The following is a 24,969-nucleotide window of genomic DNA, read 5'->3' on the forward strand; positions in this document are numbered from 1 at the left end:
CCTGTAACTTTCATAGATTCAAGGGCGCTGTGTTGCTTTGGGCATGGCGCGCCTTTGCTCTTGAATCGCCGCGTGCCCTGGTGGTGCGCGGCGCAAGCTCCACAGGAAAGAAACCATGGTTGAGTTTTTCATCCGCCGGCCCATCTTTGCGACCGTGTGCGCCCTGCTGATCGTGCTGGCGGGCGCCGTGTCCATCCCGACGATCCCTATTTCGTTGTATCCGCAGTTAGCACCGCCGCAGGTGATCGTTGCCTGCAACTATGTCGGCGCAAACTCGCAGACGGTGGAGTCGGCCGTGACCTTCCCGCTGGAGACAGCGATCAACGGCGTCGAAGGCATGCGGTACATGAGTTCGACGAGCTCGAACGACGGTACGTCGTCGATCACCGTCACCTTCCAGACGGGCTATGATCTTGCCATCGCTGCGGTCGACGTGCAGAACCGTGTTGCCACTGCTTCGGGCCGTCTGCCCGCTGTCGTCAATGCAACGGGTATCAGCATCACGAAGGCGAACAGCAACTTCGTCTTTGCTGCCGGCTTCCTCTCGCCCGACAAGAGCCTTTCGCAGGGCTTCATCTCGAACTACATCGATGTCTACGTGAAGGACGCGCTGAAGCGTGTTCCCGGCGTGGGCGACGTGGTCATCTTCGGCGAGCGCAAGTACGCCATGCGCATCTGGCTTGATCCGGCCCGCCTTGCGGCGCGCCAGTTGACTGCTTTGGATGTCACGAGTGCGTTGGCGGAACAGAACGTCGAAGTGGCCGCGGGTCAGCTTGGCCAGCCGCCGAATGATCCGAAGCAGCAGTACTCCATGGCTGTTCGCGTCGTTGGCCGACTTTCAGAGCCGGCAGAGTTCAACAACATCATCCTGAAGAACGGCACCGGGTTGAACGGGCTGGTGATGTTGAAGGACGTGGGCCATGCCGAACTGGGCGCCGAAAATTACAACACCGATCTACAGTTCAACTACGGGAACATTGGCGGCGCAGCCGTCGGTGTGGGTGTCCAGCAGCTCTCGAACGCGAACGCGCTGGACGTGGACAAGAAGTGCCGCGCAGTACTTGCGGAACTGCAAAAGAGCTTCCCGCCGGGCATGACGGGCATCATCGCCGTTGATACCACGACGGTCATCGGCGACAGTATCAAGGAAGTTGAGACGACGATCTTCGAAGCGATCGTGATCGTTATCGCCGTCATCTTCCTCTTCCTGCAAGACTGGCGCTCGACAATTATTCCTGCGGTGACGATTCCCGTATCGCTGATCGGAACCTTTGCGTTCATCAAGGTCTTCGGCTTCTCGATCAACTCGCTTACATTGTTCGGCATCACGCTGGCCACCGGCCTTGTGGTGGATGACGCCATCGTCGTCATCGAGAACGTGCAGCGACATTTGGAAGAGGGTATCGAGAGTTCGATGGAGGCGACGAGCGTCGCCATGGCAGAAGTTACGTCTGCCGTCATCGCGACATCGCTCGTGCTCATCAGCGTGTTCGTTCCGGTCAGCTTCTTCCCCGGCACAACGGGCATCCTGTACAAGCAGTTCTCGCTGACGATTGCGTTCTCGATCGCCATCTCCGCCTTCAACGCGCTGACACTTTCGCCCGCACTGGCAGCTATCCTTCTGCACCGCGACAAGCAGTTGCTGCCGAAGTTCTTCGGCCCGGTCGGACGCTTCTTTGAGAAGCCTGTGGGTTGGTTTGAGTATGGCTTGAAGAAGCTGATCTCTGCGTACGCGACGGCCGTCACCGCTGTGGTTCGTTGGCGCTATGCGATGCTCGTGCTCTTCGTTGTGGCTCTCGGCGCAACGGCGTACACGTACACCGCGGTACCGACTGCCTTCCTGCCGCAGGAAGACCAGGGCTACGCGCTGGTCATCGTGCAGACGCCTCCCGGCGCATCGCTTGCCTACACGCAGGAGTTTGCTGCACGCGGCACGGCGCTGATCCGCCAAAGTGAAGACGTGGCGGCGACCTTCTCCGTCATGGGCTTCTCGCTCTCGGGTGGATCGTCCCCCAATTCCGGCATCATCTTCGTGCCGTTGAAGCCCGTGGATGAGCGCACCAAGTTGGGCCCCGGTCATGATGCGCATACCTTCGTGACCACGGTTGGCCCCAAGCTCTTCGGTGTTCCGGGTGGCATCCTCTTTATGGCAGAACCACCAGCCGTTGCCGGCATCGGTACCGTCGGCGGCTTTCAGTTCATGCTGCAGGACAGCGGCCGTAATAGCTTCGGCGATATCGATAAGGTTGCTCACGCACTGGCAGCTGAGGGCTACAACCCGCAGTCTGGTCTGACTGCGCTGAACACCACCTTCACCGCAAACGATCCCCAGGTCTTTGTCACGATCGATCGTGAGAAGGCCAAGGCGATCGGTGTGCCGATGTCGCAGATCACGTCCTCTCTGAACACCTACATGGGTTCGAGCTATGTGAACGACTTCAACTTCAACAACCGCTCGTACCGCGTGTACATCCAGGCGGATCAGCAGTTCCGCCGCAACACGCAGGACCTGCGCCAGTTCTATGTGCGCGCCGATACGGGCAACATGGTGCCGCTGGATAACCTGGTGCGCATCGTGGAGACGAGCGGACCGCAGGTGGTGAGCCACTACAACATCTTCCGTTCGGCAGAAATCGATGGCTCGCAGGCCGCCGGGCTTTCGTCAGGCCAGGGACTTGCCGCGATGGAGCGTGCCTTCAACAAACACAAGCTGCAGGGCATGACCTTCCAATGGAGCGGTCTTGCCCTGGAAGAAGTCGAGGCAGGCGGCAAGTCTCTCATCATCTTCGCGCTTGGTTTGCTGGTGGTGTATCTCACACTGTCGGCACAGTATGAGAGCTTCGCGCTGCCCTTCATCATCCTGCTCGCAGTGCCAATGGCCGTGCTGGGAGCACTGGCACTGGTCGCTGCGCGTGGCCTGGTGGATGACGTGTATGTGCAGATCGGTCTCGTCATGCTGATTGGACTTTCCGCGAAGAACTCGATCCTGATCGTGGAGTTCGCAGAAGAGATCCGGCACAAGGGCAAGAGCATCATCGACTCCGCGATCGAGGCTGCAGAGCTTCGTCTGCGGCCGATCCTGATGACCAGCGTCGCCTTCATCCTGGGCGTGTTGCCGCTCTACTTCGCAACGGGTGCAGGCTCGCTAGGACGTCACTCGGTCGGCACGGCCATCGTGGGCGGCATGGTGCTGTCCACGATCCTCAACCTGTTCTTCATCCCGGTGCTGTACGTGCTGCTGCAGACGCTGCTCGCCCGGTTCAACAAGAAGGACAACAACGTGACGCCACCGCCGCACATGGCGCCGGATCACCTGCTACCGCCACCGCACGAGGCGTAATGCTTCGTGCGACGGCAACAAGAGGGCAGCGCTTCGGCGCTGCCCTTGTTGTTCTGGTCGAGACCAGGTCATCGAGTGCGAAGCGAGAATTCTTGCGTTGCACCCATCGCACGCCGCAGACTGATGCACATGCCTATCGCCACGCTGACCATCGAACTCGCCATCGAACATGCGCAGTCATTGAAGGATCGCCGCCAGGTCGTGCGTTCGTTGAAGGACAAGCTGCGGCAGGGCTTCAACATCTCCGTCGCGGAGCTGGATGATGTTGCGCTGTGGAATCGCGCGACGCTCGGCATTGCTGCGATCCACAGTTCACGCGACTACCTCGATGGGCAGTTACACGAGGTGGAGGACGCGGTGAACCGGCTAGCCGTGGGTCTGGGTGCGAGCATCCTCGACGCGCAGATCGAGATCATCGACTAACAAAAAAAAGGACCGGGCGATGAGCCCCGGTCCGAATCTCAAGCTCCTGTTAACGCCGCGGAGGCGATGGCGGCTCGGGCGGTGCGGGAGACGCCGGAGGGCTGTTTGGCGAAGTAGAAGACGAGTTCGACGAATACGAGCGTGAGCCGGAGTGCGAAGCCGAGTGGGAGAGACCGTTCGCCATGCCGTTGATCGATCCGCTCATACCCATCATGGAACCCATAGCGCCGTTCACGTCTTCCATCTTGAAGTGTCCGCGCAGGTGAACGATGTTCACCTCTTTCGGCTCAACGTTGAGGATGACCATGTCATGGATCAGGCCGTCGCCGTCCGTACGGACGACGATCTCGTTGGATTCGCCTTCGCTTTCATTGCGCACCAGGTGCGACCATCCATTGCTATCGAGCCTGCGACGCAGCGTATCGAGATCAGCCTTGGAGTACATGCCTTTGCTGGCGTACTCGTAGTTGCGCACGACGATGAAGTCCATCTTGTCCGACAGGCCGGCGTAGCGACCGCCCTTGCGGCCCCCGGCCAGCGCCATCATGTTCTTGTCCAGGTTGACCTCGTTCCGCTCCTTGGCATTGGCGCCAAGCTTGTCAAGGCCGTCCATCAGTTCGTCCTTTGCCTGCACGTCGTCGTCCACGGCGGAGGTCATCGATCCGTTCGCGGCGACTTCATAGCGGTAGCCCGCTGCGCCGGACCCAATCAACATGATCTGCTGCGCGTTCGCACCAACCGCAGTGAAGCAGAGCGCAAGCGATGCCGCCAGGACCATCCTGTTACTGATTGCTGTATTCATCCTGCCCACCTTCGCTTTCCCTATTTCCCGAACTCATAAACCATCTGCGTGTAGCGTCCGGCGTGACTGCGTTCCAGACTCACGTTCACCTCGTCCAGAGCATGGCTGGTCAACTGCATGGCCAGATCCATCTGCTGCTGTACGTTGGCCGCTTCCCGTTCGGTCCGCTGGTGCCGCAGATAGGCGATGTCGCCGCCCATCGCAAGTAGCAGCATGGCAGCGATGGCCGGCCACCAGCCGGCATTCCGATGCATACCACCAAAGCCAGCACTGAAGGACTTTGCCGGAGCCGGCCGGGAGCCGCGTCCCGCCTCCCGCTGATTGACACGACCCATGACGCGATCGGTGAATCCGTCCGGCGCAGGCACATGCTTCAGCGCCTGCCGCAGTTCGCTTTCGACAACGCTCTCATCCAGATCGTCTTGTCCTGTCCTTACTGAACCTTCATCCACGGACATACTCCTTCAAAACCACAGATCCCTTGCGGCGCAGCAGTTGCAATCCTCGCTGCAGGTGACTCTTCACAGTTGCCACCGGCTCGCCGGTGGTCTGTGCAATCTCATCGGGCGACAGGTCTTCGCCGTAGCGCAGCACCAGCACCGTCCTCTGCGACTCTGGCAGCGAGAGCAGCATGCGCTCCATGGCGACGTTCATCGCACGTGCGCCATCCTTGCCTGCGCCAGTCGCTGAGCGCTCATACTGCTCATCCCACTCTTCCGACGCGCCCTCCGGCCGAACCCTGCGACGCCGTATTGCGTCCGTAGCCCGGTGCGTCGCGACCCGGCGCAGCCAGTGCCGCACGTGGTCGGTGCTTTCCAGCCGCGGCAGCCAGCTGTGCAGTTCCAGGAAGACGTCCTGTGCGACTTCTTCCGCCAATCCGCGATCGCCGAGCAGACGCAGCGCTACCGAGAACACCATAGAACTGTGTCCGTCTACGATCGCGCGGAACTCGTCGTCTGTCGCTGTCAAACCTTCGTCCTGTTCCCTTTCGGGCCATACAAGCTTGCTCACTTGCCTATACGCCCTTTTCCCTAGTGCAGAACGCAGAATCTTTGCTAAATTGCACCTGCAGCCGGGTTTGGGATGAACCGGGTCCCTTTTGTTATTCTGAAGTGTCTATAGCAGGAGCCCGCCATGCCAGAACACCGCGCCAGAGAACATCACCGCAATCGCGTACAGGACACCCTGCGCGAAGAGATCAGCGTCATCATCGACGGCGAGCTCTCGGATCCCCGCATCGGATCGGCGACCTGCACCGAAGTTACGCTGGAACCCGGTGGCAAGAGCGGCCATGCCTACATCCAGGTGGTCGGTGATGAAGCCGAGGAACAGAGCACGCTGGAAGGCCTGGTGGCTGCACGCGGCTACATCCGTTCGCAGCTGCTGATGCGCCTGGGCGTCCGGCACCTGCCGGAGATTTCGTTCCACATCGACAGCTCGGAAAAGATCAATGCGCGTATGGACACCCTGTTGACTCGTATGAAGAAGCGCTCCGCCCGCCGTGCCAATTCCCAATCGGGGGCTGCACGGACCTAATGTCCTCGTCTTTGGTATCGCGGTCGATTTCGGGAGAGTTTGCCGTCGCGGCTAGCCTGACAGAGGGTTCGGCGGGACCGTCCGCGGAGATTCGCGACGGCGCACTGCAGTTGCCGCGTATCGTTGCGACGATTCAGCAGCACACACGCTTCCTGGTGACCTCCCACTCACGGCCCGACGGCGACGCCATCGGATCGACGCTGGCCATGGGCAGCGTCCTGCACGCGCTGGGCAAACAGGTCGACATGGTCCTGGCCGACCCGGTGCCGGTCGTCTATCGCACCCTGCCCGGTGTGCAGCGCGTCCGTCAGACACTTGATATCGATCAGTCGAAGTACGACGTCGCGATTGTTCTGGAGTGCGACGGAACCGCCCGCACAGGCATCCGCGGCCTCGACGGTATGGCGAACCTCCTCAATATCGACCATCACCTGACGGGAGCCGCCTTCGGTTCGCTGAACTGGATCGATCCGTCCGCCGCGGCGGTCGCCGCCATGGTCTTTGAGATCGCAATCGCCCTGGGCGCCACCGTTACCCCGGCAATTGCAACCTGTCTGTACACCGCGGTCATGACGGACACTGGCTCCTTCACCTATCCCGGTACCTCCGCCGACACCTTTACCCTGGCTCACGCGCTGATTGACCTGGGCGCGAAAGCCGACAGCGTGGCCCGCGATGTGCTGTACTCTGTGCCGGCCGCGCGGATCCACCTGTTGGGCCTTGCACTCTCGCGAGTCAGCATTCGCGGCCCCATCGCGTGGACGTGGATCACGCAGGATGACCTGGAGAAGTTGAACGCTACGGACGAGGACTCTGAGGGAACGGTGAACTACCTGATCTCCATCGCTGGCGTGGAGGCTGCAGCTTTCCTGCGCGAATTGCCACGGACCAGCTCGGATAAGAGCCTGTTCCGTACCTCGCTTCGTTCCAAGTCCAGCGTCGATGTGTCGCTGGTTGCGGCCAACTGTGGTGGCGGCGGCCATCGCAATGCAGCGGGATGCACGCTGCAGGGCCCCTTCGATGACGCAGTCGCTCACATCCTGCGTGAACTAGGCGCTGAAGTCACCCGCATCGCACGCGCTTCGGGTCAACATTCGGTAGCTGTGCCATCCGCCGCACTCTGATAGCCTCAGGTTCGACCAGCTAAGGTGAGCAGCTACCTACAGCCCGAACCGACCGCGCCCGAAAGCGCAGCACCGGAGCCTCGCTGGCGCCAATGGCTGGCCTCAGAGGCCGCCTGCAGCGCGCGCGAACTCATCGTGCTGTGCGTCACGGCGGCGTTGCTGCTCTTCTACGGCCTGGTCCCGCTTCGCATCGGACATGCCACGATCTCAGCTCCTAAGATTGGCCTGGTGGGCGCGGATGAGCCCCGCTACGCGCAGATCGCCTCCGAGATGCTGGAAGAGCACTCTGAAATCTGCCACACGCTGCATGCTCGCGTCATTCCGCACTCCCTGCGCGTGGCCGACCTGAAGGCGTCCATGAAGTGCGCGGAGGCAGGCATGATCACGCCGATCCTCTATGGGCACCCGTGGCTGGAGAAGCCGGCGCTCTACTACTGGCGCACCATGAGCTTCTACAAGGAGTTCGGCAAGAGCGACTGGACGGCACGCCTCTCCTCTGCAACCGGTGCCTTCGCGCTTGTCTTCCTGATCTTCCTGCACATGCGCCGCTTCCGCCCCGGCGGCCATCTGGACGCAGCGCTGATCACCGCCTCTTCCGTCGCCATCATCGCCTTCGCGCGCGGTGCGTCGACCGACATGCAGCTCGCCGCCCCCTTCTGCATCGGTATGCTGGGCTGGTACGCCTGGTATGAAACCGGCAAGAAGTTCTGGCTCTTCGATCTCTACTTCTTCGGCGGTATCGCGACGCTGGCGAAGGGCCCGGTCGCCATCTTCCTTTCGCTGAGCATCATCGTTCTATTTGTTGGTCTGCGACGTGAGTGGCAGGTGCTGCGCCGGATGATCTGGCTGCCGGGCATCGCGCTCTTTCTGCTGATCTCGCTGCCGTGGTTCATCGCGGTGCAGCTTCGCAATCCGACGTTCTACAAGTTCTTCCTCTTTGAGCAGAACCTGCAGCGCTTCGCCACGGACCGCTACCAGCACCACCAGACGCCCTTCTACTACCTGATCGTGCTTCTGCTGGCGCTGATGCCGTGGACGGTGCTGGCGCTGCGCGCACTGTGGGACTCGATCGACATCGCACGCGCGGAGTGGCGTGTCCGCCACAAGCCCGCACGCTACCTTGGGCACTCGCGCGCCGGTGACGCCTTCCCGGAGTTCCTGGTGCTCTGGGCGATCTTCCCGGTCATCTTCTTTTCGTTCTCCGGGTCGAAGCTGCCGGGCTACATCCTGCCTGCCATCCCGCCCATCACCATCCTTACGGGCGACTATCTTGCACGCATCCGCCGCAATGGCCTGCCCAAGTGGCTGCTGATTGCCCACGGTGCGACCTGCGGCATCCTTACCTTCGTGCTGCTGCTGTGCCCGCAGTACATGGTCTACCAGCAGATCGTGCCGCCGCCCGGGACGCTCTTCTCAGCCTTTGCCATCGCTACCGCCTGCGGCGCGGGCATTGTTCTGCTGACGCAGCGGCTGGGTCTGAAGTGGATTCGTCCACTGACGCTTGCGCCCATCTTCATCCTGCTGTTCTTCCTGATGCACCAGAACGGCTGGCTGCTCGATCAGAACTACTCGGCCCGGCCCATGGCACGGCAGATTGCCGCTGCGGCGCCCGAAGTGAAGTTGCTGGAGACGTACCATATCCGCCGCGACACCGACTACGGCCTGTGCTTCTACCGCAACCAGCCGCTGCGCCACTACCTGCAGGAAGAGTCCGCGACAGAGAAGCAATCCGTGATCACCGGCATCCCGAACGAGGAGCACATCCTCGTCATCCGCACGCAGGATGAAGGCGCGCTGACGCGGCTGCTGCCGCGTCGCACTTACAAGCAAATGTTCGTGAATGGATGGCAGGAGCTGGCGGTTTACCGTGTCGCCGCTGCCGTGGTCGCGGCACCGGCAGTACACGTTGAGAACCATAAAGGTTCCCCCGCAGCGAAACGCCGCGCTCTACGGCGGTAAAGCCGCTACCCTTCTCTTTGGGTGTGCGCTCCCCTACGGACCCTTCGTGCTCGACCGTTATGACATACGCGACCTTCGGCTCTTCACGGGCCGCGACCTTCGTCCGCTGCTGGCGGAGGAGGCTCGTCAGTGGCGGGAGCGTTTGCGCTGGGACTACACACAGTCCATCGAGCTTCTGATCTCCTACCTGGATTCCCGCATCCTGCCAGGCTTCGTCGCGGTCGATCGCGCAACGGCTGAGGTCCACGGCTATTGCTTCTCCGTCTACGAGACGCAGAAGGCGGTGGTGGGCGATGTCTTCGCCATTGGCGAATTCGCTCGCGATCTTGAAGTGACACTCCTGCATCATCTGCTGCCCATGCTGCAGCACACGCCCGGCGTCGACCGTGTCGAGTCACAGTTGCTGCTGGAGAGTGACGGCCTGCAGGGCCCCTTCCAGGAGTGCGACTTCCGGTCCTACACGCGGCTCTTTATGGAGGCCGACCTTCCCCACCAGCGCGAGCTGATCGCAGAGAACAGCCTGGTCCGCCGCCCCGACGAGCCCGCGCCGCAACTGCCGCAGTACCTGAAACTGACCCGATGGATTCCGCCCCACTACCAGCCCGCGGGCGACCTCATCCACCGCTGCTACGAAGGCCACGGCGACTCGTACATCAACGACCAGTACCGCAGCGTGCAGGGCTCCCTGCGCTTCCTGCACAACATCGTGCGCTTTCCCGGCTGCGGTGTCTTCGACGCAGAGAACTCGTTCGTCGTCCGCGACGACCGCAGCGGCCAACTGGAGGCGCTGGCACTCGTCTCGCGCGTGGAACCGGATGTGGCGCACGTGACCCAACTCTGCGTCTCACCGCGCCGACGCGGCTACGGCCTGGGTCAGATGTTGCTGCGGCACGTTGCTACGTCCCTGGCTGCCAAAGGCATGCAGGCGATCACGCTGACCGTGACAGAAGCAAACCATCCTGCATTGAAGCTCTACGAAAGCCTTGGATTCCGGACGCGCATGACCTTCTGCGCCAACGTGTGGACCCGCACCAGAAGCTAGCAGCCGCCACGAACGTGCGAACAGCCCACCCTCGCATCGCAGGAATGGGGCACCCATTATTGATGTTTGAGCCGTTAGTGCTTGAGGAAGTACATGCCCCAGCTCACAGCGATCGCTGCCAGCAGGAACAGACCAAAGCAGTAGGCGCCGAAGCGGATCATCATCTTCGGCTCTGACCGCTGGGTGATTCCGAAGACCACGGAAGCGAAGAGTGCGTAGACAGCGAGCGCGGAGAACTGTGACATTACAGGCCCGCCTTTCGTCCGTTCGCCAGCGACTGTGCGTCAACAGCGGCCATCACGTTCAGCAGACCGGCCACCACGACAAACTTCGTACCGTAGTCGCTCAGCGTATCGCTCAACTGCGTCGCACCAATGCCTGCAATCTTCGCAATGGCATACAGGCCGATGGCGCCAGCTTGCCCCACAAAGCCGAGCACATCCAGCGGATCGCCCGTCGTGGGCGTGTAGGTCTTGCCGTGCATCGCCAGGCCGAGGCAGAACATCACCAGGACTGAGACGAACAGCAACGCCGCGCGAATCGGCTTCTTCAGCAGCAGGTGGCCGAGACCGGGAACGAGCCATCCGGCGAGAAGCACCACCGTTGGAGAAAGCGTGCTCTGCCGCACCGGGATTGCTGTTGAGTGTGTCGCTGCCATTCCGTTACCGATGATACCAGCCACACCGAATGATCGGTCAGCTTTGCAGATTGCTGAGTCTATCGTTGCTGATCGGGCTCGTCACGCCGCACATTCGCACGGCTGATCGTGTTCAACCCACTCTTTATCAGCGAGTAGGCGAAGCTGAACATGATCGCCAGCCCAACGACCGTGCCAACGATATATCCACTGCGCGAAGTAGTCCAATGTTGCACCGCGTCGATCTGGCGAAAATCGGTGACGGCGGTCGTGAGCACAAGCAGAGCAAGAAACGCTCCGAGCAGGAACTTTACAACTCCCCAGGCTCTGCTCATCGGTCGGTACCCATAACTTTCCGTTCGTAGAAGAGGGCCGGGATGGGAAAGTGTGAATTCATAGACGCACCAGCTCCCGCTGTATCTTCCCAGTCACCACGGCGCTCCCCGGCCTCGTGATCATATCGATCTCGCTGCGAACGCCGAAGCACTCAGGCCCGGGCGGCAGGTAGATGCCCGGCTCAACCGAGAAGCAGGTGTTGGGCAGGATCAGCCGCTCGTCGTGCGTTTCAAAGTTGTCCAGATGCGCACCGGCGCCGTGCAGCTCCGTGCCAATGTTGTGGCCGGTCCGATGCGTGAACCACTCGCCGAAGCCATTGCGCATGATCACCTCGCGCGCTGCCGCGTCGGGCTCCCATCCTGCGACGGCCTGGTTCGCTGCAAAGCGGTCCTGCACCAGGCGAATGGCCGCATCGCGCGCGTCGGTGACCGCCTTGAAGACGCGGCCCTCAAGCTCCGTCGCATCGCGGTCGATAACGCCGGTCCACGTGATGTCGTACCAGACAGCCTCGGGATCGTCCTTCAGCTTGCCCCAGATGTCGATCAGCAGGAATGATCCTCGCTCGATGCGCGACGACTTCCCTGCCAACGGCTCATAGTGCGAATCTGCAGCGTTGGCGCCGACGCTGACATTGGGCCCGTGCTCGGTGATGAGACCTTCCTTTGCAATCTCCGCCTGCAGCCACTCGACCATGTCGAACTCGGTCACGCCGTGGTCGCCGCGCGCACGTGCGCCAATCTCGCGCCATGCATCTTCCAGAATGCGGTCGATCTTCTTCTGCGCGACGTAGTGCGTCTCAATCTGCCGGTCGGTGAGCACCGCTTCAAACTGGCTGACCAGGTTGGCGGACGACACGATCGTCTTGCCCATGCCCTGAAGCACCTCAATGGTGCCCGCATCCACCATCGCCACATACATCACGGCGTTGCGTGGCGAGTACTGCATGGCAATCGTCGTCGCGCCCTGCAGCAGCTTCTCGAGCGACTGCTCCATCTCCTGCCAGGTGCTGTAGAGCGTGCGCTCGCCAGGCAGCTTATCCAGCTTGCCGGATTCGATGCGGTGGTTCAGCTTGCGCGGCTCTCCCGTTGCAGGGATGAAGTAGAACCACCGGCGCGTAACGTGCATACCGGGATCCAGGCCGAGGATGCGGTAGGCCAGCGGGTCGCGGACATGATGGTCATAGAACAACCAGCCATCCAACTTCGCATCCCGTAACGCCTGCTGCACCCTTGCCAGATCCATGAAGCACCTCTGCATCAAGGCTACAACTTTCCACGATCCTCATTTGGTGACGCGCTACGTCATCCTGAGCGAAGCATGCCTTTGCATGTTTGGCTGTCATGACTGCCAAAGGCTTCGGCCACGGAAGCGATCTCCGTGGCCGAAACAATGACAGTCGTGTGAAGAACTACATGGCAGTGACAGGCACCGAGACATCAAACGTGTCCCACTTGATATGCAACTGTGTCTTCTTGCCTGCGGTCTTCTCAAAGCCGATGGACATCAACTCCTGCTTGGGGATCGCGGTCTTCATCATGGGCACCTTGCCCAGGTCTTCCGCGGCAAAGCGCTCCGTGCCCCACTGGCCGGTGTGCTTGCAGAGGACAAGCTGCCACTGGCCTTCCGCCGGCAGCGTGACCAGTGTGTACTTGCCGGCCGGTACGTGCAGGCTGCCGACCATCACATCGCCCGTTGTCTCGAAGGTCGTCGCTTCGTTGGCGCCGGTCCGCCACCAGGTGGTGTACGGCACCAGATCCGTACCCAGAACCTTGCGGCCGCGGACGCTGGGCGCGCCATAGCTGATGTGGACCTTCTTGCCGGCCAGGTCCACGTCCGCCTCGTGCCGCGGGCTTGGCATCGCTTCCTTGCTGGCTGGCTTCGACATCTTCATCCCACCCATGTCCTGGGCGAACATCGGCACACTGCAACAGGCGGCAAGCGCCACCATTCCTACAAGCTTTTTCATGACGAACATCTCCCTTGAAAACTACGGCCTACAGCCTATCAAGAGAGACGTGCCACGAGCGGTTTGGGGTGGTTCTGAAACGATCAATGTTTGAGAGCGCTGCCCTGAAACTGCCGGATCAGGTCGACGACCACGGTCGGCCATGGACGATCCTCCTGGCCGTCAAAGGTCTCGGCCCAGATCAGGCCGCGTCGGCCGGCGCCCCTGCCTGGGTCGTATACGGTCAGGATTCCAATGCCCATATCCGCCGGGCCAAAGTCGATGCGGCCGCTGCGGTCGATGGGCGCGATCCCGAAGATAAGATCCGGCCGCTGCTCCGGCCCGACGATCTGTTTTCCCAGACCTTCCACCAGCTTGCCCATCTCTTTGCGTGCAAACAGATCCATGCGCCCCGTGTCGATGCGGACGGTGTGCGCCGCAGCCAGCCGCCGCTGGAAGGCCGGCGCATCGCACAGGTAGTGCTCGACCTTCTTGTCCGCGGTGCAACGCGGCTCGCCGGTCGATTGCGCCCGCAACGCCGGCGCAGCCAGCGTTGCTGCAAACACGACGAATGCTACTGTCCCTGGCCGCATGGATAAATTCCTCACTCACGGTAAGACGCAGCAAAAGGGCCTCCGAATGTCCGGAGGCCCTTCCACTACAACCAGCACAAAGTTACCTGGATTTTCCCGAGACAGAGGCCGAAGCCTTCTTCTCGTCTTCCTTGCTCTTCTTGTCGCTGTACTTTTCCTTGCCGCTCTTGGGCTTGCTCTCTTCTTCGTTCTCGGTGGGATCGCCCTCGGTCAGCGCGGCGCGCAGCAGCGGCTTGGTGCCGGCAAAGATCGCCTTTGCTGCCGCAACTTCTTCCGCCAGGTTCTGGTTCAGAAGGTTCACAACATCCTTCAGACCAAGCGCCTTCGCCATGCCGATTGCCGTGGTGTAACCGGCGATCTCGTAATGCTCCACGCGGCTGCTTGCGCCGCAGATGCCGAGGTCCTTGTTCGCGCCCTCTTCATCCTTTTCCAGAGCATCCTGGCCTTCTTCGAGCAGGCCTTCCATGCCGTTGCAGTGCTGGCCCGTGGGCTTCTTGCCCAGGATGCCAAAGGCATCGCGCAGGCGCTGAACCTGGCCCTTGGTCTCTTCCAGGTGGTTCTTCAACAATGACTTCACGGCCGGGTCAACCGCACCCTTGGCCATCTTCGGCAGTGCCTTTACCAACTGGTTTTCTGCGCTGTACAGGTCCCGCATTTCATCGAGCAATACGTCCATCAATGCCATTGGTCTTCACTCCCTGAGTGCTCCGCGCGCTTGCTGCCGCGCTTGAGTCAACACGTTGGAGAGGAAAGACGCAGGCATAGTTGCCGCGGCGACAGAAGTATTACTTATGTCTGACACCCCACAAAAGCCGCATGGCCATTGCTTTTTCGCTAGGAGGACCTACGCGCGTATCGCAGTGCCTCGCTTCGCGATGATCGGTTCCATGCGCGTGTAGAGTTCCTGCAGGATCTTCACGCCTGCCTCCGCAACACCACGATCGGGCTGCTCGTTCGTGTCATTCCAGCCTTCATCTTCACCGCCAAAGCTGGGCTGCATCACGATGCCATCACGTCGTGCGAGCAGGTTCAGATTCTTGTAGCCGATACCGTACTGCGCGCCCTCCTGCGGGATCAGCCAGGCGATCTGCCCCCGCACCGGCACCACGCTCTCGTCCGACCACAGCGCGCGCGAGTCATACCCCGTGCAGCAGATCACAACACCCTGCGGCAGAGTAGCGAACTCATTTGGCGTATGGAACTCGCGATACTCCATGCGTCCGCCGGCGATGAAGAACTCCTGCATCAACTGCTTTGCATAACCCGCGACGTTGAAGCTCAACGAGGTCGAGCGCCGCACATACTTTGTGGGGAACGGTGTCGATCCCGGCGGCAGCAACTGGCTCTTCGGGTGCAGATCCGCAATGCTGTCGGCGTAGCGCGCAAAGTCATGCTGCGGCTTCTGGTGCTCCGCATCCGTCGGCATATTCGGATCGACGGGAGCATTCGGATTGCGCGGCGGGTCGTCGGAAAGCTGGTAACGATCGGTCCATTCAATTGGATTGCCGGCCGTCCCCAGGTAGCTGTTGTACATGCCCCACGAGGTGCGGGCCATCTTCTCCCAGTCCGCCGCGAAGGTCGCGGGTGCCTTGTCGGTCAGCGCCACCCGCGAGTCCGGCGTCCACGACCCCGTCGCACGGACCGAGCGAATGTAGGGCGCACGCTCCTTCGCGTAGATGGTCACGTTGTAGCCCATGCGCTGCGCCGTCAGAGCAGCCGTCAGGCCCAGCGCACCCGCGCCAATCACAGCGCAGTCCTTCACACCCGGCGCGGCCTCCATCGCCTTGCGCACGGCAAAGTCCGCGGATCCCCACGAAAGCGACCATCCGCTGCCGCCGTGACCGTAATTCGTCACAACAGGCTTGTCGCCCATCTTGACCACCTCAATCCGCGGTCCCTGAGCGCGGAAGGGTCGCAGGCAGACGGTGATCCGGAAGATGCGATCGAGATCCGCGCGGATGGGCACAATGTTGCCCGGCATGTCATAGAACGGCACCGTCGGCGCGCCGGCGGCAGCGACCGCGGGCATAGCGACACGCTTTGCACAGCCATTCAAAAGTCCAAGCCCGGCAAGTGCACCGGATCCCTGCAGAAAAAGACGACGATCCATCGGATTTTCTCCCGTGGTGAAAACAACAGCGCCGCACGCGCGGCATGACCTGCGCAAGTGGAAAGGGATAGTAGGTTTGCTAACCCTTTATATCGCAGGCTCCCCGCCTCCCTGGATCTCTTACGGCGACGGAGGCGAACAACGTGCGATTGGCGCGTAAACCCCGCCCGCGAGACAATGGAGAGGTATGCCATTGAATGTCGGAATCGTCGGTCTGCCCAACGTGGGCAAGAGCACCATCTTCAGCGCACTGACTGCCATTGAGGCCGTCGCGGCGAACTATCCCTTCTGCACCATCGAACCCAACGTCGGCATCGTTCCCGTGCCCGACGTGCGGCAGGACAAGATCGTCGCGCTGGTGAAGCCGAACAGCATCGTGCCCACCGTCATGGAGTTCGTCGACATCGCGGGCCTCGTCGCCGGCGCCAGCAAGGGTGAGGGCCTGGGCAACCAGTTCCTCGCGAACATCCGCTCGACCGACGCCACGCTGCACATCGTGCGCTGCTTCGAAGACAACGAGATCATCCACGTTGCGGGCAAGGTCGATCCCATCAGCGACATCGATGTCATCAATACCGAACTGATGCTGGCCGATCTGGACACCGTCACGCGCCGTCATGAAAAGGCGCAGAAGCTTGCAAAGAACTCGCAGGACTCCAAGATCAAGAACGAGTTCAGCGCGCTGACCAAGCTGCTGGAAGCCCTGAACGCTGGCAAGCCCGCGCGCACGGCAGACCTGACCGAAGAAGAGAAGCCCATGGTTCGCGATCTGCACCTGATCACCATGAAGCCCACGCTCTACGTCGCGAACGTCGACGAGGCCGGTCTGACCGACGGCAACGCACACACCGCTGCCGTCGAAAAGCGTGCCGCTGAAGAGGGCAACGAAGTCGTGCGCATCTGCGGCGCTCTCGAAGCCGAGATCTCACAGCTTGAACCCGCAGAACGCGATGAGTTCTTGAAGGATATGGGCGTCACAGAGCCCGGCCTGACACGCCTCATCCACGCGGCCTACCGCATGCTCGGCCTCATCACCTACTTCACCTCAGGCGTGCAGGAAGTCCGCGCCTGGACGATCCGCAAGGGCACCAAGGCGCCAGGCGCCGCGGGCGTCATCCACACCGATTTCGAGCGCGGCTTCATCAAGGCCGACGCCTATAACTGCGAGGACCTCTTCCGCCTCGGCAGCGAACAGGCTGTGAAGGAAAAGGGTCTGCTGCGCAGTGAAGGCAAGGAATATGTCGTGAAGGACGGCGACATCCTCTTCTTCAAGTTCAATGTCTGAAGCTGGCCGCATCCAACGCTCTACAGGTGTCGTCCGTTGGTGTCCACGGGAACGCGGACACCAGCGGACATCAGTTTCATCGGATTGGTGACCTGCAAGTCGTCAGCTTCGAAACCCTCCTGGCCTGATGGCGTGGCAGACGCGTAAGAACAAGATGATCCAGTACGCAGCCCAATTGGTAGAGAATCAGCGAACCGCAACAGCGCCTCTCGGCGGTGACCTGCTGGAGAGCCTGCCGACCTAATGACATCCAAACCCACTTCCGCTCAAGTCGCTGCCGTGTGCAGCTCTCCGCGCCACGGCTTCAGCAAGCAGCAGCAGCCCTCGATTCGCCTGCTGACAGGTCGCGGCGTCGAAGGGGATGCACACTGTGGCGAGACTGTGCAGCACCTGTATCTCAAACGCAGAAATCCACTCGCACCGAACCTCATGCAGGTCCACTTATTCCAGCAAGAGTTACTCGATGACTTAGCAGGCAGCGGCTTCCACCTGGAGCCCGGTCAATTCGGCGAGAACATCACAACCCGCGATATCGACCTACTCCACCTGCCGCTCGGCACACAGTTACGCCTCGGCGCAGACGCTGTCGTCGAACTCACCGGCCTGCGCACACCGTGCAAGAAGATCGAGGACTTCCGTGCCGGATTGCTGAAACAGGTAGCTCTGCGTGATGAGAAGAAAATCGTGCAGGCAAGAGCAGGCGTGATGGCGATCGTAGTGCAGGGTGGCATCATTGCACCGGGCGCCGCCATCACAGCCACTTTGCCCTGCGGCCCCGTTCGTCCGATGCAGATGATCTAGCGAACACCGCTAAGATGTCTCGCTTATTCGTCTGGCCGACAAATCACCCGAATGGTGCATTTTCTCAACGGCCCCATGGTGCAACAATCCTCCCTATCCTTACATCCCTTGTAAGTGTTCTGGAAGGCTCCCAATTGATTGCCAAGTGTTCTGCCTGCAAGGACGGCATCGCGCAGCCCATGCAGTTCAGCATGGCATTTCAGCCGATCGTGGACGTATCCACGCGGCGCGTCTACGCCTACGAGGCGCTCGTGCGTGGGCCGCAGGGTCAGGCAGCAGGAACAGTTCTATCGCAGGTCAATGATGACAACCTGTACGCCTTCGATCAGAGCTGTCGCGTGAAGGCCCTGACACTGGCAAGCCGGCTCGGACTCGCAGACAATGGCGCACTGCTTTCCATCAATTTCCTGCCCGGAGCAGTTTACAGTCCTGCTGCATGTATTCAGCTCACCCTAAAGACCGCCCGCGACCTGAATTTTCCACTCGACCGGCTGATCTTCGAAGTCACCGAAGGTGAAAAAGTTAAGGATGCGAACCATCTGGAAGGCATCGCAAGCGAGTACAACAAGCACGGCTTTAAGATTGCCATCGATGACTTCGGTGCTGGGTTCGCCAACCTGAACCTGCTGGCCGATTTGTCCGCGGACATTGTGAAGGTCGACATGGCACTGACGCGCAATCTTCACCTGCGAAAGAAGGCTCGCGCCATTGTCCGCTCGCTGGTCCAACTCTGCCAGACGCTTGACATCACGATAGTCGCCGAAGGCGTGGAGACTGCTGACGAATACTCTGCGCTTCTCGATTGTGGCATCCACAGGATGCAGGGCTATCTCCTCGCGCGCCCGCAGTTTGAAGCACTGCCCGTCTTCACCCTGCCCGGCGACCCCGTTGTTGCAGTACCAATCTTCAGCCTCTTCCAGCCAAGCTAACCCCGGTACTTATTGCGAACGTATCCCGGAACCGGGAAGAAACATCTCGATCCGCTCTGCATCGCATCTCGCAGGCAGGCACATTCTTCGTAGCACATAAGGTGCACCGCCGGACCTCTCAATGTGGTCTACCTTGAGGTGCGGGCCGCTAACTTCCGCCCCATGTACGGGAAGGTCGCTATGGCAGAAAAATGCGGTGCATGTAAGAACGGTATTCAGAAGCCCATGGCTTTCAGCATGGCCTTTCAACCAATCGTCGACATCGTAGAGCGCCGCGTCTTCGCTTACGAAGCGCTCGTGCGTGGACCCCATGGAGAACCATCCATCACGGTCCTGTCCCAGGTGAATGAACAGAATTTGTACGAGTTCGACCAAAGCTGCAGGATTCAGGCGATCACCCTGGCTGCAAACCTCGGCCTGGTGGAGACAGGCGCATGCCTCGCGATTAACTTTCTTCCCGGCGCCGTCTACACCCCTGCTGCCTGCATCCGTGTCACACTGAATGCGGCTGACAAGGTCAACTTTCCAAGCGACCGCCTGATCTTCGAAGTCTCAGAAGCAGAGCATGTCACCAACCCAGCCCATCTGCAGTCCATTGCCGACGAGTACTGCCGGCACGGCTTCCGCATGGCTCTTGACGACTTCGGCGCAGGCTTCGCCAACATGAGTTTGTTGGCTGACCTGTCGGTCGACATCGTGAAGATCGACATGGCGCTCATCCGCGATATCCACCTTCGGCCCAAGGCTCAGATGATCGTTGCCTCGCTCGCTGCGCTGGGCAAATTGATCCGAGCAGATGTTGTCGCAGAAGGCGTTGAAACCGTAGAGGAGTATGCAATGGTGCGATCCTGCGGGGTGCGCCTGATGCAGGGCTATCTGCTCGCACGGCCGGCTTTCGAAGCGTTGCCAACCTTCACGCTGCCAACCGTGGAAGCACCGAGCGCCATCAGCATGCTTCCCCGCTCCAGCCGTGGCCTGCACGTCATCCACACCGCCGCCTGAAGGCTCGAGCAAACAGCAGAAGGCCAGACAATTCGTCGGCCTTCTGCTATTTGCGATCCAGCACTTACGCGCGCGTGTACTTGTTGAACCAATCGATCGTCCGGCCCCACGCCAGATCCGCCGCAGCCTTGTTATAGCGCTCCGGTGTTGCATCGCAATTGAAGCCATGTACGGCGTTGGGATAGATGTACCCCTCGTGTGCCACACCAGCAGCCGTCAGCGCCTTGTCATACGCCGGATACGACGCGGCGGCATTCTTATCCAACTCACCGTGATGGACCAAGACCGCAGCCTTGATCTTGGGAATCTCCGCGTCGGGAGGCACGCCACCGTAGAACGGAACCGCCGCTGCCAGGTCCGCTCCCATGCGCGCTGCCAGGTTGTTGGACACGCTGCCGCCGTAGCAGAAGCCAGTCACACCAATCTTGCCCGTGCAGTCCGGCCGCGCCTTCAGCCACTCCGCCGCAGCCTGCATGTCCTCCATCATTTTGGCCTTGTCGATCTTATTGAAGAGCAGACCGCCCTTATAGTCATCGCCGGGAAAGCCACCCTGCGAAGTAAGGCCATCGGGCGCAAACGCCATAAAGTTGGAGAGTGCCACGCGCCGCGCAATGTCTTCAATATGCGGATTCAATCCACGGTTCTCATGCACGACCAGAATGCCTGGCAGCTTCGACGGCTTTTCACTGCGCGAGTCCGCACTCACTGGCCGCACGAAGTAGCCCTTGATCGTGCCGTTCCCTTTCGGCGAAGGAATCGTCTCGTAGCTTGTCTTAATGCGATCGTCAGTCTTCGAAATCTGCTGACCCAATGCATAGTTCGGCATGAGTGCTTCTATGACTGCGGTGGCGCCCAGTCCGGCGACCGCAAGTCCCTGCACGCGCGTCATGAAGGCGCGGCGACTCATGCCGCCGTGGATGAACTCGTTGTACAACTCAACAGCTTCGATCGGCAGTTTCGGACGCTCAGATGACATGGGTCACTCCCGAGCGGATGATAGCAGCCGAAGCTTCAGCATTTGAAGTACGAAAGCGTCAGCCTTTGTAGTCTTTGTGTCCCACGGCGACGCGCTCATCAAACACGTAACACTCGCCCTTCCACTGGCTCTCCTCCACCGGCACCTCTTCCAGGTACCGCAGAATGCCGCCCTTCAGGTGGTACACCTCGGGAAAGCCGTGCTGCAGCATGTACGCCGAAGCCTTCTCGCAGCGAATGCCGCCCGTGCAGAACATCGCCACTTTGCGATGCTTCGTAGCGTCCAGGTTTGTGCGCACATACTCAGCAAAATCAGAGAAGGTATTCAGCGGCGGCGCCACCGCACCTTCAAACGTACCGATCTCGCTCTCATACGTATTGCGCGTATCCAGCAGCAGCACCTCAGGATCGGCGAGCAGTTGATTCCACTCCGCAGGAGCGACATACTGCCCCGGCCGCGTGGGATCGACCGCTGCCGTGTTGAAGGTGATGATCTCGCGCTTCCGCTTGATCTTCAGGCGGCGGAAGGGCGGCGTCTCGGAGGTGGAGAACTTCACCTCGGCCCGCTCCAGCCCCGTCCGCTCCTTCAGAAAATCCAACAGCCGATCGATGGTCGCGGCCGAACCAGCCATCGTCCCATTGATGCCCTCGGGCGCAATCAGCGTCGTGCCGAGTAAGTCAGTGTCGAGGAAAGCCGCGCGCAGTTCATCGCGCAGCGCCAAAGGGTCGGCCACGGCGAAGAAGCGGTAGTAGGCAGCAACGGTATACATAGCCTCTCTAGTTTAGATGGTTACCCGCCGACCGCTGCGCTCCCCGCCACAGCTGGAAACAAGCAATTGCTAGACTTAAGCCCAGCCGCATGCCAGTCGAAATCATTCTGCAGCCCAGCCCGGATGCCATCGCCCTCCTTGAAAAGCGAGAGCAGCTCGCCAGCGTCCGCAACACACTGGCCGAGCGCGAATCCGAAGTTGCGCAGATGCGCGCGCAGCTCAAGAGCTTTGAGGGACGCTACCTGCGCCAGGTCGCCGTCCTCTACGCTGAACTGGACGATCTGGAAGCACGCATCGCCGAACGCGAAGCCGCTCTCTCCGATTCGGACGACGCACGTCGTCACGCGGAAGAGAGTCGCCAGCGCGCGCAGGAGACCCACGACGCGACCTACGGTGAGGCGCTCGAGGCGGAGGACTTCGAGCCGCCGCCCAGTTTGAAAACGCTCTTCCGCGAACTCGCGAAGCGTATCCACCCGGACTTCGCGCGCGACGATGCCGAGGCAAAGTACTTCACCATGCTGATGGCGCGCGCCAACCAGGCCTACAGCCGCGGCGACGCGGAAACATTGCAGCGCCTTCTCGACGATCATCTGGAGATCAACGCCTCCGTCGCCGGCGAAGACAGCGCTGCTGAAGTCCTCCGCATCACCCGACAGATACGGCATGCCGAGCGCGACATCGCGCGACTCGACGTCGAGCAGCAGTCCCTGTTCTCCAGCGAGATCGCACAACTCCACCTCGATGCCGAGGTCGCTGCAAGCCAGCATCGCGACCTGCTCACCGAACTCGCCACCACCATCCGCGAACAGATCGCCGACGCGCAACGACGCCTCACTCAGATCCATCCACAGACCGACACGCATGGACGATAAGACCAGGGGCGGCCTGCAACACATACCCACCGGCAGCACGCTGGCGCTCGGGTCCACGCGTTCCGGCATCTTCGCGCGCGGCCGTCGCGACGCCGCCAACACCGCCACCAATCCGCACTATCGCCAGGCCGTCAGCGACTACAACGCCGGCAACTTCACGGCGGCCGCAGCATCCTTCCGCCAGGCCGCAGAGGCAGGCCACGCAGAATCCCAATACCTGCTCAGCACCCTCTACGACGCAGGTCAGGGTGCGCCGCAGGACGACGCAGAGGCCGCCCTGTGGGAGCGCCGCGCAGCCGAGCAGGGCCACGCCTACGCGCAGGCCAACCTCAGCTTCCGTTACTACGCGGCAAACGATTTTGCCGAAGCCTTCGCCTGGTGCCAACGCGCTGCGCACAGCAACCTCGCATGGGCGCAGTACAACCTAGGCCTGATGTATCGCAAGGGCGAAGGAGTCGCGCAGAGTAACGCGGAAGCGGCCCACTGGTACCGCCTCGCCGCCACCCAGGGCTTCCCGGAAGCCGAACAGAAGCTTGCCGAGCTGTATTACCTGGGCCGCGGCCTGCCGCTCAATTACACGCAAGCTGCCACGTGGTATCGCCGTGCCGCAGAGCACGGCAACGCGGAAGCGCAATTCCAGCTCGGCCACATGTACGCCACCGGCCAGGGCCTCGAGCATGACTACACGCAGTCACGCCACTGGATCCGACTCGCCGCACAGCAGGGCCACGACCAGGCAGTGCGCGAACTGAAACGCCGCCAATACCGCGATCCATAAATAGAACAGGCGAAGACTGTTCGTCCCCGCCCGCTCCACGAATCGAATTACGACCGGCTTACTTGGCGGCCTTCTGTTCCCGCTTCGCTTCCTTCTGCACATCACCCCACACGCGAAGCAGATTCCCGCTCCACAACTGGCCGATCTGCTTCTCCGTGTAACCGCGGCGAACCAGTTCCAGCGTCACATTGAACGACTCCGCAGTGCTGTCCCAGCCATCGATTCCGCCACCACCATCAAAGTCCGACGCGATGCCAACATGGTCGATCCCGATCAGCTTCACGGCGTAGTCAATCTGGTTCACAAGGTCTTTCACGTTCGCACGCGGAACCGCAGGGTACTGCGCATCGATCTCCGCAAGGCGCTTCATCAATGCGTCGCGCTTCTCCTCCGGCAACGTGGCCGCAAACGCAGCGTAAGGATTGCGGCGCACACGCGCAGTCGTGGTCGGTCCCTCCACCGGGCATGGCCGGGAAGCAGCAGCTTCTCCGCCTGCATTAGCAGCAGCGGCACGCCGGCCTGCACCAGCACCCGTGCCAAAGAACTCCGCTGCAAGCTTCGATAGAGCCTCGGTCCGCTCCGGCGACTCTGGCTTCAGGTAAGCCGCGAAGCCAACAACCTGGATCACACCACCGCTCTTCTTCAACGCCAGCAACTGCTCATCGTCCATGTCGCGGCTGACGCTCGGCGCAAGCGCACGCACGCCCGAGTGTGACGCGATCACCGGTGCCTTGGACAGCTTGATCGCCTCCAGGTTCGCGCCCTTCGCAGGATGCGAAAGATCCACCATCATGCCCAGGCGATTCATCTCTGCGATGACCTGTCGTCCCTCGTCCGACAGGCCATTGTTGTAGGAGTACCCATCCTTCTCGCCGGTGTTGGAATCCGAAAGCTGGCTGTTACCGTTGTGCGCCAGAGACATATAGCGCGCGCCACGATCGTAGAACTCCTGCACACGCTTGACGTCCAGGCCAATGGGGTACCCATTCTCCACACCGATCACCGCGATCTTCTTGCCCTGCTTATGCAGCGACAGAACATCCGCCGGCGTGAGTGCCAGGCCAATCTTGTCGGGAGCGATCTTCTCCGTCAGCAGGTGGATCGCGTCGAACTTCGCGCTGGCCTGCTTGTACGCGTTGTCATAACCTTCCGGCGTCAAAGGCCCCTGTCCCACGTAGACGATCATGAACGACACATCCATGCCGCCTTCTACCATCTTCGGAATGTTCACCTGCGTCGTAAGCCGCATGGTGTAGTTACACTCCGGCGTGAAGTTCGCGGGCTCAATATCGTTGTGCGTGTCCAGCGGAATCACGTGGCTGTGAATGCGCTTCGCCTTGGCCATCAGCGCCGCGTCATCGGTCTGCGCAGGCAGCGCCAGTGAGGGCATCAGCAGAACCGCAACCAGGGATAAAGCCGTCAGGTGTTTCAAAGTGCAACCTCCAGAAAACGAGTTGGGGACGCGAAGAGACAGCCGGCAACAAAGGAGGGAAAGCCCACGCGGGCGGGCCATCTGCCGAAGTAAGATGTTTGGGACTTTAAGCGAATTGTAACGTGCGGCGCGCGAAACCAACACGCACCACCGTCCCATCAAAGAAGTCGCCCTCCGAACGTTTAAAACAATGGGTGATGGCATCCGCAGACTCGTAGCGGTTCATCATAGATACAGCCAGCCACCAGAAGTAACTCCACAGAGTTTTCTATGTCCCG

At 60.9% G+C, this 24,969-nt stretch carries 26 protein-coding genes; 12 read left to right on the plus strand and 14 right to left on the minus strand.

Annotated features, from left to right (window positions below):
* The first annotated feature begins 115 nt into the window (after positions 1-115).
* Entirely contained in the window at positions 116-3,340 is a 3,225-nt protein-coding gene (locus tag TERRO_RS17165) for an efflux RND transporter permease subunit (RefSeq protein WP_014786966.1), read from the plus strand.
* Between the two features lie 129 nt (positions 3,341-3,469).
* Entirely contained in the window at positions 3,470-3,763 is a 294-nt protein-coding gene (locus TERRO_RS17170; protein WP_041593456.1) for a DUF503 domain-containing protein, read from the plus strand.
* Positions 3,764-3,812: 49 nt separating this feature from the next.
* Here the strand turns inward: TERRO_RS17170 and TERRO_RS17175 are convergent, their stop codons facing one another.
* Genes TERRO_RS17175 through TERRO_RS17185 form a run of 3 tightly spaced genes read right to left on the minus strand, consistent with a single transcriptional unit; the run spans position 3,813 to position 5,534 of the window.
* Complete coding sequence (locus TERRO_RS17175) at positions 3,813-4,565, minus strand: DUF4252 domain-containing protein (RefSeq protein WP_014786968.1); 753 nt, start codon at positions 4,563-4,565, stop codon at positions 3,813-3,815.
* Positions 4,566-4,585: 20 nt separating this feature from the next.
* A complete protein-coding gene (locus tag TERRO_RS17180; protein ID WP_014786969.1) occupies positions 4,586-5,017 on the minus strand; it encodes a hypothetical protein in 432 nt (143 codons plus the stop codon).
* Entirely contained in the window at positions 5,010-5,534 is a 525-nt protein-coding gene (locus tag TERRO_RS17185; RefSeq protein WP_014786970.1) for an RNA polymerase sigma factor, read from the minus strand. The genes TERRO_RS17180 and TERRO_RS17185 overlap by 8 nt, the downstream gene beginning before the upstream one ends.
* Before the next feature lie 165 nt (positions 5,535-5,699).
* On the opposite strand from TERRO_RS17185, the gene rbfA reads away from it, so the two are divergent.
* From rbfA to TERRO_RS17205, 4 genes are read left to right on the plus strand one after another with little or no spacing between them, the layout of a single operon-like run.
* Positions 5,700-6,101 carry a 30S ribosome-binding factor RbfA gene (rbfA, locus tag TERRO_RS17190; RefSeq protein WP_014786971.1) on the plus strand — a complete coding sequence of 134 codons (402 nt, stop codon included), beginning with the start codon at positions 5,700-5,702 and terminating at the stop codon, positions 6,099-6,101.
* The gene (locus tag TERRO_RS17195) at positions 6,101-7,225 is read left to right on the plus strand and encodes a DHH family phosphoesterase (protein ID WP_014786972.1); all 1,125 of its coding nucleotides are present in this window, start codon (positions 6,101-6,103) and stop codon (positions 7,223-7,225) included. Before rbfA ends, TERRO_RS17195 begins: the two co-directional genes overlap by 1 nt.
* 24 nt (positions 7,226-7,249) lie before the next feature.
* Positions 7,250-9,184, plus strand: a complete 1,935-nt coding sequence (locus TERRO_RS17200; RefSeq protein ID WP_014786973.1) for an ArnT family glycosyltransferase — start codon at positions 7,250-7,252, stop codon at positions 9,182-9,184.
* Positions 9,185-9,230: 46 nt separating this feature from the next.
* Positions 9,231-10,226, plus strand: coding sequence for a GNAT family N-acetyltransferase (locus tag TERRO_RS17205; protein ID WP_041592693.1), 996 nt, complete (start codon positions 9,231-9,233; stop codon positions 10,224-10,226).
* A 74-nt stretch (positions 10,227-10,300) separates the two neighbouring features.
* On the opposite strand, the gene TERRO_RS23440 is transcribed toward TERRO_RS17205, so the two are convergent.
* From TERRO_RS23440 to TERRO_RS17240, 8 genes are all read right to left on the minus strand, one after another.
* The gene (locus TERRO_RS23440) at positions 10,301-10,471 is read right to left on the minus strand and encodes a hypothetical protein (protein ID WP_014786975.1); all 171 of its coding nucleotides are present in this window, start codon (positions 10,469-10,471) and stop codon (positions 10,301-10,303) included.
* Entirely contained in the window at positions 10,471-10,884 is a 414-nt protein-coding gene (locus TERRO_RS17210) for a DUF6677 family protein (RefSeq protein ID WP_014786976.1), read from the minus strand. Before TERRO_RS17210 ends, TERRO_RS23440 begins: the two co-directional genes overlap by 1 nt.
* 59 nt (positions 10,885-10,943) lie before the next feature.
* The gene (locus TERRO_RS17215; RefSeq protein ID WP_014786977.1) at positions 10,944-11,198 is read right to left on the minus strand and encodes a hypothetical protein; all 255 of its coding nucleotides are present in this window, start codon (positions 11,196-11,198) and stop codon (positions 10,944-10,946) included.
* A 58-nt stretch (positions 11,199-11,256) separates the two neighbouring features.
* Positions 11,257-12,441: a M24 family metallopeptidase gene (locus tag TERRO_RS17220; protein WP_014786978.1), complete on the minus strand. Its 1,185-nt coding sequence runs from the start codon at positions 12,439-12,441 to the stop codon at positions 11,257-11,259.
* 166 nt (positions 12,442-12,607) lie between these two features.
* On the minus strand, positions 12,608-13,165 hold the full coding sequence (locus tag TERRO_RS17225) for a DUF2911 domain-containing protein (protein ID WP_014786979.1): 558 nt from the start codon (positions 13,163-13,165) through the stop codon (positions 12,608-12,610).
* An 83-nt stretch (positions 13,166-13,248) separates the two neighbouring features.
* Positions 13,249-13,737 (minus strand): hypothetical protein, encoded by a 489-nt coding sequence (locus tag TERRO_RS17230; protein ID WP_014786980.1) that lies wholly within the window; start codon positions 13,735-13,737, stop codon positions 13,249-13,251.
* An 82-nt stretch (positions 13,738-13,819) separates the two neighbouring features.
* Positions 13,820-14,422: a YciE/YciF ferroxidase family protein gene (locus TERRO_RS17235; protein WP_014786981.1), complete on the minus strand. Its 603-nt coding sequence runs from the start codon at positions 14,420-14,422 to the stop codon at positions 13,820-13,822.
* A 159-nt stretch (positions 14,423-14,581) separates the two neighbouring features.
* The gene (locus TERRO_RS17240) at positions 14,582-15,847 is read right to left on the minus strand and encodes an FAD-dependent oxidoreductase (protein WP_014786982.1); all 1,266 of its coding nucleotides are present in this window, start codon (positions 15,845-15,847) and stop codon (positions 14,582-14,584) included.
* A gap of 187 nt (positions 15,848-16,034) precedes the next feature.
* On the opposite strand from TERRO_RS17240, the gene ychF reads away from it, so the two are divergent.
* From ychF to TERRO_RS17260, 4 genes are all read left to right on the plus strand, one after another.
* Complete coding sequence (gene ychF / locus TERRO_RS17245) at positions 16,035-17,132, plus strand: redox-regulated ATPase YchF (protein ID WP_014786983.1); 1,098 nt, start codon at positions 16,035-16,037, stop codon at positions 17,130-17,132.
* 243 nt (positions 17,133-17,375) lie between these two features.
* Positions 17,376-17,933, plus strand: a complete 558-nt coding sequence (locus TERRO_RS17250; RefSeq protein ID WP_014786984.1) for an MOSC domain-containing protein — start codon at positions 17,376-17,378, stop codon at positions 17,931-17,933.
* Between the two features lie 134 nt (positions 17,934-18,067).
* A complete protein-coding gene (locus tag TERRO_RS17255; protein ID WP_014786985.1) occupies positions 18,068-18,862 on the plus strand; it encodes an EAL domain-containing protein in 795 nt (264 codons plus the stop codon).
* A 237-nt stretch (positions 18,863-19,099) separates the two neighbouring features.
* Positions 19,100-19,864 (plus strand): EAL domain-containing protein, encoded by a 765-nt coding sequence (locus TERRO_RS17260; RefSeq protein ID WP_245536138.1) that lies wholly within the window; start codon positions 19,100-19,102, stop codon positions 19,862-19,864.
* 64 nt (positions 19,865-19,928) lie between these two features.
* On the opposite strand, the gene TERRO_RS17265 is transcribed toward TERRO_RS17260, so the two are convergent.
* Together TERRO_RS17265 and trhO are read right to left on the minus strand one after the other, a co-directional pair.
* Complete coding sequence (locus tag TERRO_RS17265; protein WP_014786987.1) at positions 19,929-20,840, minus strand: dienelactone hydrolase family protein; 912 nt, start codon at positions 20,838-20,840, stop codon at positions 19,929-19,931.
* Positions 20,841-20,898: 58 nt separating this feature from the next.
* Positions 20,899-21,609: an oxygen-dependent tRNA uridine(34) hydroxylase TrhO gene (trhO, locus tag TERRO_RS17270; protein ID WP_014786988.1), complete on the minus strand. Its 711-nt coding sequence runs from the start codon at positions 21,607-21,609 to the stop codon at positions 20,899-20,901.
* An 89-nt stretch (positions 21,610-21,698) separates the two neighbouring features.
* On the opposite strand from trhO, the gene TERRO_RS17275 reads away from it, so the two are divergent.
* Together TERRO_RS17275 and TERRO_RS17280 are read left to right on the plus strand one after the other, a co-directional pair.
* The gene (locus TERRO_RS17275; RefSeq protein WP_014786989.1) at positions 21,699-22,481 is read left to right on the plus strand and encodes a coiled-coil domain-containing protein; all 783 of its coding nucleotides are present in this window, start codon (positions 21,699-21,701) and stop codon (positions 22,479-22,481) included.
* Positions 22,471-23,259, plus strand: a complete 789-nt coding sequence (locus TERRO_RS17280) for a tetratricopeptide repeat protein (RefSeq protein ID WP_014786990.1) — start codon at positions 22,471-22,473, stop codon at positions 23,257-23,259. The genes TERRO_RS17275 and TERRO_RS17280 overlap by 11 nt, the downstream gene beginning before the upstream one ends.
* Before the next feature lie 58 nt (positions 23,260-23,317).
* On the opposite strand, the gene TERRO_RS17285 is transcribed toward TERRO_RS17280, so the two are convergent.
* Positions 23,318-24,691, minus strand: a complete 1,374-nt coding sequence (locus TERRO_RS17285; protein WP_041592695.1) for a dipeptidase — start codon at positions 24,689-24,691, stop codon at positions 23,318-23,320.
* Positions 24,692-24,969 lie beyond the last annotated feature (278 nt).

The organism is Terriglobus roseus DSM 18391, from assembly GCF_000265425.1.
Taxonomy (GTDB): Bacteria; Acidobacteriota; Terriglobia; order Terriglobales; family Acidobacteriaceae; genus Terriglobus; species Terriglobus roseus.

Bases quoted from the DNA above. Each gene is read 5' to 3' on its own strand.
- TERRO_RS17175 (WP_014786968.1), bottom strand. From the start codon at position 4,565: ATGAATACAGCAATCAGTAACAGGATGGTCCTGGCGGCATCGCTTGCG.
- ychF (WP_014786983.1), top strand. From the start codon at position 16,035: ATGCCATTGAATGTCGGAATCGTCGGTCTGCCCAACGTGGGCAAGAGC.
- TERRO_RS23440 (WP_014786975.1), bottom strand. From the start codon at position 10,471: ATGTCACAGTTCTCCGCGCTCGCTGTCTACGCACTCTTCGCTTCCGTG.
- TERRO_RS17195 (WP_014786972.1), top strand. From the start codon at position 6,101: ATGTCCTCGTCTTTGGTATCGCGGTCGATTTCGGGAGAGTTTGCCGTC.
- TERRO_RS17240 (WP_014786982.1), bottom strand. From the start codon at position 15,847: ATGGATCGTCGTCTTTTTCTGCAGGGATCCGGTGCACTTGCCGGGCTT.
- TERRO_RS17235 (WP_014786981.1), bottom strand. From the start codon at position 14,422: ATGGCATTGATGGACGTATTGCTCGATGAAATGCGGGACCTGTACAGC.
- TERRO_RS17165 (WP_014786966.1), top strand. From the start codon at position 116: ATGGTTGAGTTTTTCATCCGCCGGCCCATCTTTGCGACCGTGTGCGCC.
- TERRO_RS17280 (WP_014786990.1), top strand. From the start codon at position 22,471: ATGGACGATAAGACCAGGGGCGGCCTGCAACACATACCCACCGGCAGC.
- TERRO_RS17210 (WP_014786976.1), bottom strand. From the start codon at position 10,884: ATGGCAGCGACACACTCAACAGCAATCCCGGTGCGGCAGAGCACGCTT.
- TERRO_RS17265 (WP_014786987.1), bottom strand. From the start codon at position 20,840: ATGTCATCTGAGCGTCCGAAACTGCCGATCGAAGCTGTTGAGTTGTAC.
- TERRO_RS17170 (WP_041593456.1), top strand. From the start codon at position 3,470: ATGCCTATCGCCACGCTGACCATCGAACTCGCCATCGAACATGCGCAG.
- TERRO_RS17260 (WP_245536138.1), top strand. From the start codon at position 19,100: ATGGCCTTTCAACCAATCGTCGACATCGTAGAGCGCCGCGTCTTCGCT.
- TERRO_RS17275 (WP_014786989.1), top strand. From the start codon at position 21,699: ATGCCAGTCGAAATCATTCTGCAGCCCAGCCCGGATGCCATCGCCCTC.
- TERRO_RS17225 (WP_014786979.1), bottom strand. From the start codon at position 13,165: ATGAAAAAGCTTGTAGGAATGGTGGCGCTTGCCGCCTGTTGCAGTGTG.
- TERRO_RS17215 (WP_014786977.1), bottom strand. From the start codon at position 11,198: ATGAGCAGAGCCTGGGGAGTTGTAAAGTTCCTGCTCGGAGCGTTTCTT.
- trhO (WP_014786988.1), bottom strand. From the start codon at position 21,609: ATGTATACCGTTGCTGCCTACTACCGCTTCTTCGCCGTGGCCGACCCT.
- TERRO_RS17250 (WP_014786984.1), top strand. From the start codon at position 17,376: ATGACATCCAAACCCACTTCCGCTCAAGTCGCTGCCGTGTGCAGCTCT.
- rbfA (WP_014786971.1), top strand. From the start codon at position 5,700: ATGCCAGAACACCGCGCCAGAGAACATCACCGCAATCGCGTACAGGAC.
- TERRO_RS17220 (WP_014786978.1), bottom strand. From the start codon at position 12,441: ATGGATCTGGCAAGGGTGCAGCAGGCGTTACGGGATGCGAAGTTGGAT.
- TERRO_RS17230 (WP_014786980.1), bottom strand. From the start codon at position 13,737: ATGCGGCCAGGGACAGTAGCATTCGTCGTGTTTGCAGCAACGCTGGCT.